Origin of the sequence: Salinicola sp. JS01 (genome assembly GCF_030284585.1) — a bacterium.
Classification (GTDB): Bacteria; Pseudomonadota; Gammaproteobacteria; order Pseudomonadales; family Halomonadaceae; genus Salinicola.
In genome coordinates, this window is record NZ_CP127244.1 from 1276742 (window position 1) to 1291831 (window position 15090).

Sequence of the window (15090 nt, forward strand, 5' to 3'; positions counted from 1 at the left end):
GAGGGCCCCGGCGCGCCATGCGCCGGGGCCCTCGGGTGTGACAACCGGCGATATGATCCCCGGCTTAGGTCGGTCGTTGCCTTGTCAGCCCGGCATGCCCAGCAGGTTGGGTAGGCCCAGGGAGATGAACGGCACGTAGGTGATCAGTAACAGGAACGACACCAGCAGGATCAGCCACGGCGCCGAGGCGCGAATCACCGTGGTCAGCGGCTGTCCGGTCACCGCCGAGGCGACGAACAGGTTGAGCCCGGTGGGCGGCGTCAGCATGCCGATCTCCATGTTGACCACCATGATCACGCCCAGGTGTATCGGGTCTATCCCCAGCTGCATGGCGATCGGGAACAGGATCGGCGCCAGGATCAGGATGATCGCCGAGGGTTCCATGAAGCTGCCGGCGATCAGCAGCACCACGTTGAGCACCAGCAGGAAGGTGATCGGCGAGAAGCCCTGTTCGACCACCCACTGGGTGATGGTCTGGGGGATCTGCTCGGTGGTCAGCACGTGGGCGAACAGCATCGCGTTGGCGATGATGAACATCAGCACGATGCTCAGGCGCGCGGCGTCGAGAATCACCCGCGGGCACTCGCGGATGCCGATGTCGCGATAGATCACCAGCGAGACGAAGGCGGCATAGACGGCGGCCACCGCGGCAGCCTCGGTCGGGGTGAAGATGCCCGAGTAGATCCCGCCGAGGATCACCACGATCAGCAGCAGGCCCCACAGCGACTTGCGCGCGGCACGCAGCCATTCGCGCACGCTGACCCGGGGCTGGGCCGGCATCTTCTTGATCCGCGCGATGATGTAGATCGCCAGCATCAGCAGAAAGCCCAGCAGCAGCCCGGGCACCACGCCGGCCATGAACAGCTTGCCCACCGAGGTCGAGGTCGCGGCGGCGTAGACCACCATGACGATCGACGGTGGGATCAGGATGCCCAGGGTGCCAGCGTTGCAGACGATGCCGGTGGCGAAGCTGCGGGTGTAACCGGAGCGCACCATGCCCGCGATCACGATCGAGCCCACCGCCGCCACGGTGGCGGGAGAGGAGCCGGAGAGGGCGGCGAACAGTACGCACGCCAGCACCGAGGCGATCGGCAGGCCGCCGCGCAGGTGGCCGACGCTGGCATTGGCGAAGTCGATCAGCCGCCGTGCCACGCCGCCACTGGTCATGAAGGCCCCGGAGAGCAGGAAGAACGGGATCGCCAGCAGGGTGTAGTGATCCGCGGTGGCGAATAGCTTGATCGCCAGCGACTGCAGCGAGTCCTGGCTGAACAGCAGGATCGTCAGCGCGCTCGACAGCCCCAGGGAGACCGCGATCGGCACGCCGATGAACATGAAGACGAACAGGGAGATGAACAGAAAGGCGATAGTCACGGCGTGGTTCTCCGGGTGTCGCTGTCCGCGTCGGATTCCTGAGCCAGCGCCAGCGCGTCGCTGACTTCGCTGCTCTGCTCTAGCCCTAGTTGCTGGCCGCGCAGGATGCGCACCAGTACTTCGATCAGCCGCGCGATGATCAGACCGAAACCGAGCGGCTCGATCAGCGCCACGTGCCACTCCTTGAGTCCGAACATGCCCAGATCCTCGGCGCCGATGCCGGTGATCTGCAGCGAGTCGACCCACTGCGCGCTCGACACCATCAGCAGGCCGGCGTAGGCCATGAAAATCAGACAGCTGAGCACACCGCAGACGCGCTGCCAGGGCCTGGGCAGCAGGCGCACCAGCAGATCGACACCGATGTGCGCGCCGACGCGTACGCCGTAGGCGATGCCCAGGAAAATCAGCCAGGCGAAGATGGTAGTGGTCATCGCCAGGCTCCAGGTCATCTCCTGACCGATGCCCAGCAGCCAGTCACCCACGGCGAAGGCTGGCGTCTCCAGCGCCGGGTAGGCGTCGCCGAGGTCATAGAAGACGTTGTAGAGGTTGGTGACGACCACGTAGAAGAAGGTCAGCAGGGTCATCACCGCCAGCAGGAGGGCCACCAGGCCCTCCTCGAGTGAATTCCAGATGCGTAGGAGCATGGGGAATCGGCGCTCAGTTGGCGTTGTTGGACTGCTGCGCCGCGTCGATCAGGTCGCTGCCGATCTCGTCGCGGAACTCGTCGATCACCGGTGCCATGGCCTCGCGCCAGGCCTTGACCTGCTCCGGGCTCAGCTCGTGGATCTTGGTGGTGCCGCTCTTGGCGATGCTCTGCTTGGCCTCTTCGTTGAGCTGGTCGGCCTTCTCGTTCACCGAGGTGGTCACTTCGGCGATGATCTCGTCGAGGGTGGTGCGCACGTCGTCGGGCAGGCCGTTCCAGAACTTGGCGTTGGTGATCAGCATGTAGTCGAGCACGCCGTTGTTGGACTCGGTCATGTCGCTCTGCACTTCGTTCCACTTCTGGGTGTAGATGTTCGACCAGGTGTTGCCGCCCTGACCGTCGATGACGCCGGTCTGCATGCCCTGGTAAACCTCACCGAAGGCCATCTTGCGCGGAATCGCGTGGAGCTCCTTGATCTGTGCGGCGAGCACGTCGGAGGGTTCGACGCGCAGCTTCAGGCCACGGGCGTCGCGCGGTTCGATCAGCGGCTTGTCGGCGGTCAGCTGGCGCATGCCGTTGTGCCAGTAGGCCAGACCCAGGATGTCGTGGTCCTGCATCGATTCGAGAATCTTCTTGCCGCCCGGACCCTGCTCGAAACGGGTGACTGCATTCATGTCGTCGAACAGGAACGGCAGGTCCATCAGCTGGACGCTGGGGCTGTATTCGCCGAGCTTGGCCATGGAGGGGGCGAGCAGCTGGACGTCGCCGGTGAGCAGCGCGTTGAGGCCCTTGGTGTCGTCGTAGAGCGAAGAGTTGGGGTAGACCTCGATCTTGACCTTGTCGCCCAGACGCTCCTGGACCAGCTTCTGCAGCAGCTGAGCGCCTTCACCCTTGGGCGTGTCGTTGGCGACCACGTGGGAGAACTTGATCACGATAGGGTCCTGGGCCTGGGCGCCGGTGGCACCGCCCAGCAGAATCGCGAAACCGATGGCGCCTGCGAGTGTTTTTCGATTGATCAGAGACATGGCACTTGTCACTCCTGGATTGTTGTGTGTCGCGCTGCGCCGAAGCCGGGCCGGCATCTCGACGGCGATGCCGGTGAATTATGCGCAGTGATTTGTATCTGCGTATATCAATCTTTGGTGGAAAAGAACGTAAATAAGTGGGCGATTTAGAAAGTTTATTTTTGGTTTAATAAGTTTAAAAAGTGTCGAATGATAGAGGTGGCTCCGTGCTCATTTTTCGCCCGATCTAGATAATGTTCAGTCTATACAATGATTTGAGCGGATGGTGGGCGCGCAGATCGATGGGCGAGGCGCTCATTCACTGAGTGAAAAAGGTCGCCGTCGCCAGAAAAGGTGCCTGGTGTGGAGGCAGCAAGTCACAGGCGGCGATTTGGGCCCGTTGACACAAGTTAACGCGCTGTCACCGGCAACCAGAGGGCGATGCCAAGGCGCTCGGCCATCGCCCTCTCTCTATTCAGAAGCGCTGCTCGTCAGCCGTTCTTGTCAGTCGTGCTCGTCAGTCGTTCTTGTCAGCCGTGCTCGGCGGCGCGCGCCAGCAGCCGCCGGGCGCGCTCCACCACCGGGGCGTCGATCATGGCGCCGTCGACCTGGGCGGCGTCGTCGCCCTCGGCCGCCGCCGCCATCACCCGCCGTGCCCAGTCGAGGGTATCCGGCGACGGCGCCAGACCGCGATGGACCGGAGCGATCTGCGCCGGATGAATGCACAGCATGCCGCCGAAGCCCATGCCCGCGGCGCGGCGGGCGACCCGCTCGACGCGTGCCGGATCGCCGAACGCCGGCAGCACTGTCTCCAGCGGTGGCGCCAGCCCGGCCAGGCGCGAGTGGAGCACCAGCTGATAGCGGGTCTGGTCGAGCAGCATCTCGCCGCCTTCGGTGTCCGGCTCGCTGCCGAGGTCGACGCTCAAATCCAGGGCGCCGAAGCTGAGCCGTTCGACACCTGCCACCCGGCTCAGCGCGGCGAGTGCCGCCAGACCCGCCGCGCTCTCGATCAGCGGGATCAGAGGCCGCCCGAGGCTGGCCGCCTGGACGAGAGAGTCGGGGGTCTCGGCCTTGGGGATCACCAGTCCGACGATGCCCGGGTGGTCGCGACACAGCGCCAGGTCGGCGGCGAACTCGGCGCTCTCCGGGGCGTTGACGCGCACCCATACGCGCGCCTCGGGCAGCGCCGCCAGCGCCTCGCGCAGAGCGCGGCGCGCGTCCGCCTTGGCGGCACCGGCGACGGCATCCTCGAGATCGACGATCACAGCGTCGGCGCCGCTCGCCAGCGCCTTGGGAATGCGCTCCGGGCGATTGGCGGGCACGAACAGCGCCGAGCGCAGCCCGGGTCGGGGGCGTGGGTCGGCATCAGGGCGAGAGGACATCGGTGTCTCCGGCAAGGGTAATGAACCAAGACCACAGAGGGTGTCTACAAAATGCCTGCGCTCGACGAAACGGCGTTGAAATCGACCTCAAAGTACTCATTTACACCACGCAAACTCCGTCTTTTCGGCCGATTTCGCCTTGTCTCGCCTTCGCTCGTCGAATTTGTAAACACCCTCGGGGCATGGCGTGAACTCAGATCGTACCGCGTTCGCGCAGCATCGCCAGCGTCTCGGCATCGTAGCCGAGCCCGGCGAGGATGGCGTCGGTGTGTTCGCCCAGCGCCGGAACCGCCGCCATGCGCGCGGTGTAGGCGCTGTTTCGCCCCGGTGGCAGCAGCGCCGGCAGCGGGCCGCTGGGGCTCGGCACCTCGCGCCAGGCGTCGCGGGCGGCGAGCTGAGGATGCTGCCACACGCCGGCCATGTCGTTGACGTGGGCGTTGGCGATCTGCGCCGCATCCAGACGTGCGATCACCTCCGCCGCGCTCAGCTCGGCGAACACTGCTTCGATGATCGCGCGCAGCGCCTCGCGGTGCTGCGAGCGCCTGGCGTTGGCGTCGAAGCGCGTATCCGTGGCCAGCTCGGGGCGGCACAGTACCTGGTCGCAGAACAGTTGCCACTCGCGCTCGTTTTGCAGCCCCAGCATCACCGTGCCGCCATCGCCGGCGGGGAAGGGGCCGTAGGGGTAGATGGTCGAATGGGAAGCGCCGGCCCGGGGCGGCGGCGGGGCGCCGTCGTAGGCGTAGTAGAGCGGATAGCCCATCCACTCGACCAGGCTCTCGAGCATCGAGACCTCGATCCGCGAACCCTCGCCGCTGCGCCCGCGCAGCAGCAGGGCGTTGAGAATGCTGGTGTAGGCGTACATGCCGGCGGCGATGTCGGCCACCGAGCAACCCGCCTTGGCCAGCGCGTCCGGCGCCGGGCCCCCGGTCACCGAGAGAAACCCCGCCTCGCTCTGGATCAGCAGATCGTAGGCCTTCTTGCTGGCGTAGGGTCCGCCTTCGCCGTAGCCGGAGATATCGCACACGATCAGCCCCGGGTAGCGCGTATGCAGGGTGTCGAAGTCGAGCCCCATGCGCGCCGCCGCCCCCGGCGCCAGGTTCTGCACCAGCACGTCGGCCTCGGCCAGCAGGGCATCGAGAATCGGCTGTGCTGCGGCTTGCTTGAGGTCGAGCGCCAGGCTCTCCTTGCCGCGGTTGGTCCACACGAAGTGCGACGAGAGCCCGGCGACACGGGTGTCGTAGCCGCGGGCGAAGTCACCCACGGCGGGGCGCTCGATCTTGATCACCCGGGCGCCCTGGTCGGCGAGCTGGCGGGTGCAGAAGGGCGCGGCGATGGCGTGTTCCAGACTCAGCACGGTGATGCCGTCGAGTGGGCGCGGGGCTTGGGTCATGGCGGTCTCCGGTGGCGGATGGCGGATGCGGGATAGTGGGATGAAGCGATCCGCGGCATCAGAACGAGCGCGGTAGCCCCAGCAGGTGCTCGGCGACGTAGGAGAGAATCAGATTGGTCGAGATCGGCGCGACCTGATAGAGCCGGGTCTCGCGGAACTTGCGCTCGATGTCGTACTCGGTGGCGAAGCCGAAACCGCCGTGGGTCTGCAGGCAGACGTTGGCCGCCTCCCACGACGCCTTGGCCGCCAGGTACTTGGCCATGTTGGCGCTGGCGCCGGCGGGCTGGCCGGCATCGAACGCCTGGCACGCCTGCCAGCGCATCAGATCGGCGGCCTCGACCTCGATGTGCGCTTCGGCGATGGGGAACTGCACCCCCTGGTTCTGGCCGATGGGGCGGTCGAACACGACCCGCTCGCCGGCGTAGCGGCTGGCCTTGTCGATGAACCAGCGGCCATCGCCGATGCACTCCGCGGCGATCAGGGTGCGTTCGGCATTGAGCCCGTCGAGGATATAGCGAAAGCCCTTGCCCTCTTCACCGATCAGGGTGTCGACGGGCAGTTCGAGGTCGTCGAAGAACAGCTCGTTGGTCTCGTGGCCCACCATGTTGTCGATCGGCTGCACGCGCATGCCCTGACCGATCGCCTGGTGCAGGTCGACCAGGAAGATCGACATGCCGTCGGCCTTGCGTTGGACCTCGGCGAGTGGCGTGGTACGCGCCAGCAGAATCATCAGGTCGGAGTGCTGGACGCGTGAGATCCACACCTTCTGGCCGTTGACCACGTAGCGGTCGCCGCGTTTGACTGCGGTGGTCTTGATCTTGGTGGTGTCGGTGCCGGTGCTCGGCTCGGTGACGCCCATCGACTGCAGGCGCAGCTCGCCGCTGGCCAGGCGCGGCAGAATCGCCGCCTTCTGCGCCTCGCTGCCGTGCTTGAGCAGGGTCGCCATGTTGTACATCTGGCCGTGCACGAAGCCGGCATTGCCGCCGCAGCGATTGACCTCTTCCAGAATCACGCTGGCTTCCGCCAGGCCCAGTCCGGAGCCGCCGTAGGCTTCGGGGATCATGGCGGCGAGCCAGCCGGCGCGGGTCAGCTCGTCGACGAACTGCTCGGGGAAGCCCTGGCTGGCATCGATGGCGCGCCAGTAGTCGCCGCCATAGGGCTTGCACAGGCTGCGCACGCCGTCGCGAATGGCTTCCAGGGCGTCGTGGTCGATGGGTGACATCATGGGCGTGCGGCCTCCGGGGCGGCGGGAGTGTCGAATTCGAGCGTGGCGCGCTGGGCCGGGCCGTCGGCGTTGCCGGCGGTCAGCTCGGCCTGGCCGGCGCCGACGAGCCGGCCGCCGACTTCGAAGGGGCGGTCGGCGAACAGCGGGCGCAGGCCGCGATAGCGCAGGCGGCGCGGTGTCGCCTCGGGGTGGGCCTGGGTGAAGGCGTGCAGCAGCAGGGTGGCGATCAGCGGGCCGTGCACCACCAGACCGGGATAGCCCTCGGTGGCGGTGGCGTAGGGCCAGTCGTAGTGGATGCGGTGGCCGTTGAAGGTGGCCGCGGAGTAGCGGAACAGCAGTACCGGATCGGGCTGAACGGTCTGTGACCAGTCCGCTGGCGGCATCGGCTCCTCCAGCGCCAGCTTGGGGGCGCTGGGCTGACGATAGACGATCCGCTGAGTCTCGCGGATCGCCACGCTGCCCGCCTGGTAGTATTCGTGCTCGACCGCGACGAACAGCAGCGAACCGCTGCGTCCGGACTTCTCTTCGATCGATGCCACGCGTGAGTGGCGCTCGGCATCGCAGGCCACCCGCAGGGGCCTGAGAAACTCGAACTCGCCGCCGGCCCACATGCGCTGGCGGCCCTCGGCCGGCGGCAGGAAGCCGCCGCGGGTCGGGTGGCCGTCTGCGCCGATGCCCTCCGGCGGTGTCGGCAGTTGAAAGAAGGCCCAGTGCCACAGCGGCGGCAGCGGAGCTTGATCGGCGGGGCAGGGAGCGCCGAGGGTGGCCGCGAGGCGCGCGACCAGGGCGCTATCGAGGCGATCCCGGCACTGTTCGCGGCGCTCGAGCCAGGGGGCCAGCGGGTCTGTCGACATGAGAGGGTCCACGCACCAGAGGAGTGAGTGGGCTCAGCATGTCGCCTCCCGCCGGCGACGAGAATCTGGCATTGCAAACGGGGGCGTTCGGTTTTGCCGAATACGACTTTGGTCTGGCTCGTGACTCGAGAAGCGCTGAATAAATCGGCGAGCGGGATGAAGCGCAAGGCGCACGGAGCACAGACTCGAAGCAACGCGTAGAGAACGCCCGTAGGGCGGCCCGTCAGGGCAAGTTGCCGAAGGCAACGCGTCACGCGAGACATAACATGGGGTTAGGCGAGTCTTCGAGCACCGCGCAACGCAGCGATTCACTCGCGCAGGCATTTATGCAGTGCTTCCCTAGAACTGGCTCGCAGGTGTACAGCAACTCACCAGCCTGCACGGCTCGTCGCTGGCGTTGCGAAAGCGATGGGGCACGTGGGTGTCGAAGTAGTAGGCGTCACCGGGGCAGAGCTCGCGCACCTGGGCGCCGATGGTGATCTCTATCCGCCCCTCCAGCACCACGCCGGCCTCCTCGCCGCGGTGGGCGATCATCTCGCGTCCGGTATCGGCGCCGGGCGGATAGGTCTCGATCATGAAGGAGAGGGCGCGATGCTCGCGATTGGCGCCGACCAGGCGGTAGATCACCGCGTTGGTGGCGACGTTGGGCAGCTCGTCGACGCTGTAGAAGACCTGATCGCGACTCTCCAGCTCGAAGGTGAAGAAGTCGCCGACGCTGATCGGGATGGCGTCGAGGATCTTCTTCAACGAACTCACCGAGGGGCTGACCTTGCCCTGCTCGATCAGCGACAGGCTGGAGTGGGTGACGCCGCAGCGCTTGGCCAGCTCGCGTTGGGAAATGCCGCGCAGGTTGCGCAGGCTGCGCAGTCGGGGGCCGACATCGTCGGACATCGCGTTCTCCTTGGGGAGCCCGGCATGCGCTCGGGCGAGACACTCGGTGGCGACTGCAGCCTAGCGCCTGGCGCGGCGCCAGCAAACCCTTACTGGCGGGATTAACCATCGGCCGCGTTTGCCACGCTGGGTGAGGAGGCGACAGCAATGAGAGCCGCCGCCCGAAAATCTATGGGCTTCCGGGCGGCGGTGGCGAGTCAGCTCAGGGCGTAGGCGAACTCGCCCTGGTCGTCGAGGCTGACCGCCAGGCGCTCGATCGGCTCGCCCGCGGCCATGCGGTCGAGCACCTGGGCGGCGATGGTCGGCATCAGGCTGCCGGAGAGGATGTTGTCGATGTTGCGCGCGCCGCTGTCGCTGTCGGTGCAGCGGGCGGCGACGGCGTCGACGATCGCCGGGTCGTAGTCGAAGCGGGCCCGGTGGTTGTACTCGAAGCGCTGTTTGATGCGCTCGAGCTTGAGCCGCACGATGTTGTTGAGGATCTCTTTCTGCACCGGGTAGTAGGGGATGATGTTGAGACGCCCGAGGAAGGCCGGCTTGAACACCGCGTTGAGCTGATCGCGCAGGCTCTCGACGATCGCCTCCGGCGCCGGCAGCTCGTCCGCGCCGAGGCACTGGCGCATGATGTCGTCGGTGCCGACGTTGGAGGTGAGCAGGATCACGGTGTTGCGGAAGTTGATCTCGCGGCCTTCGCCGTCGTCGAGCACGCCCTTGTCGAACACCTGGAAGAACAGCTCCAGCACGTCCGGGTGGGCCTTCTCCACTTCGTCCAGCAGGACCACGCTGTAAGGCTTGCGCCGCACCGCTTCGGTCAGCACGCCGCCCTCGCCATAGCCGACATAGCCCGGCGGCGAACCCTTGAGGCTGGAGACGGTGTGCGCCTCCTGGTACTCCGACATGTTGATGGTGATGACGTTGCGCTCGCCGCCGTAGAGCACGTCGGCCAGCGACAGCGCGGTCTCGGTCTTGCCCACCCCGCTGGGGCCGAGCAGCAGGAAGACCCCGATCGGCTTGTTGGGGTCCTCCATCCGCGCCCGCGAGATGGCGATGCGCTTGCCGATCTCGGCCAGGGCGTGATCCTGACCCAGTACGCGCTCGCCGAGCAGCTGGGGCAGCTCGCGCACGGTGGTGATCTCGTCGCGCAGCATCTTGCCCAGCGGAATGCCGGTCCAGTTGGAGATCACTTCGCCGATCACGTTGCCGTCGACATGGCCATGCACCAGCGCGTGCTCGCCCTGGACCTCGGCCAGCTCGCGGCGGGTGTCGCCGACCTGGCGGCTCAGGGCATCGGCGTCGCCGGCCTGTTCACCCGCCTCGACCGCACTGCGCTCGGCTTCCAGCGCCTTGAGCCGGGTCACGATCTCCTGCTCCCGCGACCAGCGCGCGTCGAGATCGGCGATCTCGGCGCGGGTCGCTTCCAGACGCTCGCCCAGGGCGGCGAGCGTCTCGGCGTGGTCGCTGCCTTCACGCTGCTCGCGCTCGAGGATCGCGATCTCGCTCTCCAGGTTGTCGACCCGGCGGTGGGCGTCCTCCAGCGCCGCCGGCTGCGAGGATTGCGCCAGCGCGACCCGGGCGCAGGCGGTGTCGAGTACGCTGACCGCCTTGTCCGGGAGCTGGCGTCCGGTGATGTAGCGGTGGGAGAGGCGCACCGCCTGGACGATGGCGTCATCGAGGATGCTGACCTTGTGATGGTCCTGCATGCGCTGATTGAGGCCGCGCAGCATGGCGATCGCCACCGGCTCGGCGGGCTCCTCGATCTTGACCACCTGGAAGCGCCGCGCCAGGGCGGCATCCTTCTCGAAGTACTTCTTGTACTCGGCCCAGGTGGTGGCGGCGATGGTGCGCAGCTCACCGCGGGCCAGGGCCGGCTTGAGCAGGTTGGCGGCATCGCCCTGGCCGGCCTGACCGCCGCTGCCGATCAGGGTGTGGGCCTCGTCGATGAACAGGATGATCGGGTGCAGGCTGCGCTTGGTCTCCTCGATCACGTTCTTGAGCCGGTTCTCGAACTCCCCCTTGACCCCGGCGCCGGCCTGCAGCAGGCCCAGGTCGAGGGTGCGCAGCTCGACCTGGGCGAGCGGCGGCGGTACGTCGCCGTTGACGATGCGCAGGGCCAGACCCTCGACCACCGCGGTCTTGCCCACCCCGGCCTCGCCGGTGAGGATCGGGTTGTTCTGGCGCCGCCGGGTGAGGATGTCGACCATCTGGCGCACCTCCTCCTCGCGCCCCAGTACCGGATCGATACGCCCGGCGCGGGCATTGCCGGTCAGATCGATGGTGTACTGGTCGAGGGCCGGGGTCTTCGACTTGCCGCGCTTGTCGCCTTCGCCGCCGGCGGCATTGGCCGCGGGGCCGGCGGCGGCGTTCGCCTCGCCGAGCTCGCGCACGTGCTGATCTTCACTGCTGCCGCCGATCAGGTCGCTGAGGTGCGCTTGCAGGTCGTCGACCTGGATGCGTTCCAGCTCGCGCGCACCGTCGACGATCACCCGGCGCAGCTCGTCATCCTTGAGCAGCGCCAGCAGCAGGTAGCCGCTGCGGATCTGCGCTTCGCCGTGGTCGATCGAGGCGATCACCCAGGCGCGCTCGATCAGGCGGGTGATCCGCGGCGAAAGCGCCGGCGTGCGCGTGTTGCCGGTCTTGAAGGTGGCGACCGTCTCCTCGAGCTGGCTCGCCAGGCGGTCGAGGGCGACATCGTAGTGGCGTGCGATACGCAGCACGTCGTTGTCGTCACTGTCGAGCAGCTTGAGCAGCAGGTGTTCGATGTCCACGTCGTACTGGCGCTCGGCCAGGCACAGCGCCGCAGCGCCCTCGGTGGCTTCGCGGCAGGGATCGTTGAGCTTGTCGAAGAGGGATTTGAGACTCACGCCGTGGCTCCATCGTAGGTGATTGCGAAGAGTGCATGTCCATGGGCGCTGGCTGGCCGCTCCGGCGGCTTGAGCCAGCCCAGCCGACCCAGCGCCAGGGCGCTGCCCTGGCCTATCTGGGGCGACGGTATCTGGTGCTTGTCGAGGATCAGCTCGATCTCGAAGTCGAGTTCGATGCCGGCATAGAAGCGCAGCAGCTTGACCAGCTGGCGGTGACGCTCGGTACCCGGCAGCAGCTCACGGTAGGCGTCCAGATCGAGGGGGCCGAAGCGCACGCGAAAGGTGGACTGGTAGTCGCGTACCCGGGTACCCGCCACGGCGCTCTGGCCGAGGCGCGCGTTCGCCTGGCCCAGACGGGTGTACTGATCGGGGGCGAGACGAATCCAGCGCCCGCTGAAGGGCACCACCTGGCACGGCTGGCCGAAGGTGTAGGTCAGGATCGACTGCAGGTTGCCGACGTTGCGCGGGCGCTGGCTCCACAGGCCCGAGAACCAGCTGAACAGCTCGCGGCGCAGGGTGCCCGGCTGCTCCGGGCGGTCGAGCACCTGCGTCTGGGTGGTCGGGGTGAAGCCGACCAGATGCAAAAGCCAGTTCTCGAAATCGGCGCTGCCCTTGCGCTCGTACTCGATATGGAAGCGGTACTTCTGCCACGCCTCGTAGAACAGCGCCGTCATGCGGTGGGAGAAGAAGTCCATGAAGGCGTGGGCGGCGTCGTCGCGCTTCTCCATGTGACGATTGATCAGCAGCTCGGTGTACGGCCTTGGCAGCACGCCGGAGGGGCCGACCAGCCCCATGAAGGTGATCTGGATCTCACTCAGCGGCTCGCCGCTGGCCGAGCGCAGCTTGGCGTTCTCGAACGACAGATCGCTGATCTCGCTGGGGGGAAATTGAGCGAGAGCAGCGAGCGAAAGCGCAGCGGGTCCTGGTGCGGCCGGTTCTCGGGGTCGATGCGTCCGGTGCGGCTGTAGTGCAGGCGCAGCAGACGCACGAGCTGGAAGAACCCGAAACGCCAGGGCTCTGCGCGCGCCTGGTCGATCAGACCAGGGGCTGAGTACCGGTTCTCGGCGGCCATTGGACGACTCGCTGTTCGCGCTGGCGTGAGCGCAGCGTGAGTTGGGTGAAGCTGTTGAGGCTGCAGTACTGACCGAAGAAGTGATCCAGCACCTTGCCGAACAGATAGATACCGCTACCGGTGAACTGGCTCTCGTCCAGCTCCAGGGTGATGCCGGTGCCGCGCACGAACGCCGGGCGCGGGTGACCGATACGTGTCATCACCGGTTCGCTCGCGATCGCGGTGATGCCGTTGATCTGCTTGCGGATCGCCGAGGCCTGGCGGTAGTTGTAGAGCGACAGCAGCTCCATCAGCGCCTCGCGGCCATCGCTGACCAGCGACAGATGATTGAGCGAGAGGTGCGAGACCAGCCGCCAGATCACCCCTTTGCCCATGGGCGGGCGTACCGGCGAGGTCGGCTTGCGCAGGCAGCGGATCTGCTGCACCACCTGCTCGCGCTCCAGGGTGAAGTCGCCCTGCGGATGGCCGAAGGTCATCAACTGGGGCAGGTCGCGGTTGCTGCAGGTGAGCCTGAGGCTCAGGGTGTCGCTGCTGCCGTCGAGCAGTTCCAGCTCGCGGTCGACCACCCGCAGGCGCATCTCGGTGCCCGGGTCGCGGGCGTTCTCCGCCCCGACCCGGCGCGCGATCCAGTAGCTCTGACGCGCCTGCTTCTCGCTGTCACGAGGTTCGAAGAAGGGCAGACAGGGGGCGATTTCATCGCGGGTCGCGGTACGGATCACCCGGGTCACCTCGTCGATCGAGACGATCTCGGTGGAGCGCGAGTGGCGCACGTCCGGCACCACCGGATACTCGTGGCGGGTGTGAGTCAGCTTGATCGGCTCGGCCTGCTGCGCGAATAGATTGACCACCGGGGTGCAGCCGAGGCGGAAGTTGTGCCGGCCCAGGGTCTGGGCCAGACGCGCCAGGCGCTCGTGCTGGTCGTAGTCGCGGAACAGGAAATGAATCTGGACCCGGGTCACCGGCTTGTCGGCCAGCGGCCGCGCCAGCCCCGAGAGATCGAAGAACAGGAATTTCTCGGGGAAGGTGAAGTATTCGTGCAGCAGGCGGTAGCCGATGAAGGAGCGCTCGGAGTAGTCGATCAGCCCCTCGTCCGGGCCGAAGCCGACCGGGGTGATGGCGTCCGCGGGCAGTCCGATCTCGCGGGTCTGGCCGCCCTCGACGAAGCTCACCGAGACCCGCGCGACATTGTTGAACAGCATCTCGTAGAGCGGATGCATCAGGCTGCCTTCGCCATCCAGGAACAGCCGCAGGCGGTCGAGGCCGAGCTTGCCGAAATCGGTGTTGCCCAGGGTCTCCAGGCTCAGGCTCAGCTTGGCCACGTGGTCGTTGCCGTGGGCGTTGAACGAGGAGCGCTCCAGCCGGGTCAGCTCGGCGCCACTCAGCGCCACCGGCCAGACGTCCACCGGATAGCAGGTGCGAAAGCGGCACACGGCGTCCTCCACCGGGCGCGAGTGCAGCGCGGTATGCCGCGGCAAGTGGTAGCGTCCGGTGAGCGAGGTTTGGGGGCCGGGGTCGAACTCGACGATCGACAGCGACGGCGTCGGCCGCAGATAGTGCGGATAGAGCACGTCGAGAAACGCCTCGACGATCTCGGGGAAGTCGTCGTCGAGCTTCTTGTGCACGCGCGCGCTCAGAAACGCGAACGACTCGATCATGCGCTCGGCGTGGGGGTCTTCGCAGTAATCCCCCTCCAGCAGCAGGCGCGAGGCGATCTTGGGATAGCGCGTGGCGAACTCTTGCCCCAGAAAGCGCAGGTGCGAGAGTTCCTTCTCGTAGTAGGGCAGCAGGTCGTCGAGCATTAGATCAGGTTCTGCACCTTGTATTGGCGGGTATTGACTTGCAATACGGCATCGAAGGCGACGCGCTGGCTGGCTTCGCTCAGCGACAGCACCGCTTCGATGCGGAACTGCAGGATGCGGTCGTGGGTGTCCTGGTTGAGCAGCTCCACGCGGACGCTGCTGAAACGCTTGTCGCCGTGCTCGATGGTGCGTTCGAGCTGGCGCTGGATCAGGCGTCGGTCCTCGGTGCTGCGCACGCCGCGGCTGATGAAGTCGGGCAGGCCGTAGTCGAGCAGCGTGCCCTGCAGCCCCGGCCAGGCATCCAGCTCGCCGGCGATCAGCTCGCGCCGGGTGTTCACCAGCAGCTCCAGATCGCGTACCACCGAGGCCTTGTAGGCGCTCACCGAGCAGCGGTGTCCGGGCTGCGCTTCGGTGGTGTGCTGCGGCTCGTCGTCGAGTAGACGGTCGAGCAGCGTCGGGACCATCTGCATCGTGTCGCTCATGCCGTAACGCTCCCTCGAGGCGGCGAATGATCTTGGCGGCTGGATAACGCTGATCGCGCCGCCGCCGGAGCGGCGACGCGACTGGCCTGCACGTTGGGGCGGCGCGCCGCCCCTCGGAC

The 15090-nt window shown here is 66.8% G+C and carries 12 protein-coding genes; all 12 read right to left on the reverse strand.

Annotated features, from left to right (window positions below; all coding sequences use genetic code 11):
* Positions 1 to 84: 84 nt before the first annotated feature.
* Entirely contained in the window at positions 85 to 1371 is a 1287-nt protein-coding gene (locus tag QO259_RS05835; RefSeq protein WP_285952154.1) for a TRAP transporter large permease, read from the reverse strand.
* Positions 1368 to 2015 carry a TRAP transporter small permease gene (locus QO259_RS05840; protein WP_207034749.1) on the reverse strand — a complete coding sequence of 216 codons (648 nt, stop codon included), beginning with the start codon at positions 2013 to 2015 and terminating at the stop codon, positions 1368 to 1370. The genes QO259_RS05835 and QO259_RS05840 overlap by 4 nt, the downstream gene beginning before the upstream one ends.
* A 13-nt stretch (positions 2016 to 2028) precedes the next feature.
* Positions 2029 to 3039 carry a TRAP transporter substrate-binding protein gene (locus QO259_RS05845; RefSeq protein ID WP_285952155.1) on the reverse strand — a complete coding sequence of 337 codons (1011 nt, stop codon included), beginning with the start codon at positions 3037 to 3039 and terminating at the stop codon, positions 2029 to 2031.
* A 509-nt stretch (positions 3040 to 3548) separates the two neighbouring features.
* Positions 3549 to 4400 carry an HpcH/HpaI aldolase/citrate lyase family protein gene (locus tag QO259_RS05850; RefSeq protein ID WP_285952156.1) on the reverse strand — a complete coding sequence of 284 codons (852 nt, stop codon included), beginning with the start codon at positions 4398 to 4400 and terminating at the stop codon, positions 3549 to 3551.
* A gap of 193 nt (positions 4401 to 4593) precedes the next feature.
* On the reverse strand, positions 4594 to 5790 hold the full coding sequence (locus QO259_RS05855) for a CaiB/BaiF CoA transferase family protein (protein WP_285952157.1): 1197 nt from the start codon (positions 5788 to 5790) through the stop codon (positions 4594 to 4596).
* Between the two features lie 58 nt (positions 5791 to 5848).
* Positions 5849 to 7015 carry an acyl-CoA dehydrogenase family protein gene (locus tag QO259_RS05860; protein ID WP_285952158.1) on the reverse strand — a complete coding sequence of 389 codons (1167 nt, stop codon included), beginning with the start codon at positions 7013 to 7015 and terminating at the stop codon, positions 5849 to 5851.
* A complete protein-coding gene (locus tag QO259_RS05865) occupies positions 7012 to 7869 on the reverse strand; it encodes an HTD2 family dehydratase (protein WP_285952159.1) in 858 nt (285 codons plus the stop codon). Before QO259_RS05865 ends, QO259_RS05860 begins: the two co-directional genes overlap by 4 nt.
* Positions 7870 to 8208: 339 nt before the next feature.
* A complete protein-coding gene (locus QO259_RS05870) occupies positions 8209 to 8760 on the reverse strand; it encodes a cupin domain-containing protein (RefSeq protein WP_035469427.1) in 552 nt (183 codons plus the stop codon).
* Positions 8761 to 8957: 197 nt separating this feature from the next.
* The gene (tssH, locus tag QO259_RS05875; protein WP_285952160.1) at positions 8958 to 11618 is read right to left on the reverse strand and encodes a type VI secretion system ATPase TssH; all 2661 of its coding nucleotides are present in this window, start codon (positions 11616 to 11618) and stop codon (positions 8958 to 8960) included.
* On the reverse strand, positions 11615 to 12631 hold the full coding sequence (gene tssG / locus QO259_RS05880) for a type VI secretion system baseplate subunit TssG (RefSeq protein WP_285952738.1): 1017 nt from the start codon (positions 12629 to 12631) through the stop codon (positions 11615 to 11617). The genes tssH and tssG overlap by 4 nt, the downstream gene beginning before the upstream one ends.
* Positions 12632 to 12653: 22 nt before the next feature.
* Positions 12654 to 14489, reverse strand: a complete 1836-nt coding sequence (gene tssF, locus QO259_RS05885) for a type VI secretion system baseplate subunit TssF (protein ID WP_285952161.1) — start codon at positions 14487 to 14489, stop codon at positions 12654 to 12656.
* Positions 14489 to 14971: a type VI secretion system baseplate subunit TssE gene (gene tssE / locus QO259_RS05890; RefSeq protein ID WP_035469434.1), complete on the reverse strand. Its 483-nt coding sequence runs from the start codon at positions 14969 to 14971 to the stop codon at positions 14489 to 14491. Before tssE ends, tssF begins: the two co-directional genes overlap by 1 nt.
* Positions 14972 to 15090 lie beyond the last annotated feature (119 nt).

Excerpts from the sequence above, each read along its gene's own strand:
- QO259_RS05840 (WP_207034749.1), bottom strand. The coding sequence starts at position 2,015 with ATGCTCCTACGCATCTGGAATTCACTCGAGGAGGGCCTGGTGGCCCTC.
- QO259_RS05845 (WP_285952155.1), bottom strand. The coding sequence starts at position 3,039 with ATGTCTCTGATCAATCGAAAAACACTCGCAGGCGCCATCGGTTTCGCG.
- QO259_RS05850 (WP_285952156.1), bottom strand. The coding sequence starts at position 4,400 with ATGTCCTCTCGCCCTGATGCCGACCCACGCCCCCGACCCGGGCTGCGC.
- QO259_RS05855 (WP_285952157.1), bottom strand. The coding sequence starts at position 5,790 with ATGACCCAAGCCCCGCGCCCACTCGACGGCATCACCGTGCTGAGTCTG.
- QO259_RS05860 (WP_285952158.1), bottom strand. The coding sequence starts at position 7,015 with ATGATGTCACCCATCGACCACGACGCCCTGGAAGCCATTCGCGACGGC.
- QO259_RS05865 (WP_285952159.1), bottom strand. The coding sequence starts at position 7,869 with ATGTCGACAGACCCGCTGGCCCCCTGGCTCGAGCGCCGCGAACAGTGC.
- QO259_RS05870 (WP_035469427.1), bottom strand. The coding sequence starts at position 8,760 with ATGTCCGACGATGTCGGCCCCCGACTGCGCAGCCTGCGCAACCTGCGC.
- tssF (WP_285952161.1), bottom strand. The coding sequence starts at position 14,489 with ATGCTCGACGACCTGCTGCCCTACTACGAGAAGGAACTCTCGCACCTG.
- tssE (WP_035469434.1), bottom strand. The coding sequence starts at position 14,971 with ATGAGCGACACGATGCAGATGGTCCCGACGCTGCTCGACCGTCTACTC.